Source organism: Microbacterium sp. GbtcB4 (assembly GCF_019091465.1).
GTDB lineage: Bacteria > Actinomycetota > Actinomycetes > Actinomycetales > Microbacteriaceae > Microbacterium > Microbacterium paraoxydans.
The window spans coordinates 1-233 of record NZ_JAGXJJ010000667.1; the positions used below are offsets into that span (position 1 = coordinate 1).

Annotated in this window: 1 protein-coding gene; it reads left to right on the top strand. The window is 67.4% G+C overall.

Translation table 11 applies throughout. The features are described 5' to 3' along the window. On the top strand, nucleotides 1-233 hold a 233-nt coding region (locus KVS71_RS19200), incomplete at both ends, for a SulP family inorganic anion transporter (protein ID WP_254635927.1).

The following is a 233-nucleotide window of genomic DNA, read 5'->3' on the forward strand; positions in this document are numbered from 1 at the left end:
GCGGCCCTCGTGCCCTCCTCCATCGGCGGTCTGGTCGTCGCCGGCAGCGCCGACTACGCCACCCTCGCCCTCGCCCAGGCGCTCCTCTGCCGCGGGATGTTCCTGCTGCTCGCCGTCTTCAAGCTCGGCTTCCTGGCGGACTTCCTCTCCAAGCCGATCCTCGACGGATTCGTCGGCGGACTGGCGCTAGACATCATGGTGTGCCAGATCGCGAAGATGCTCGGGGTGTTGAT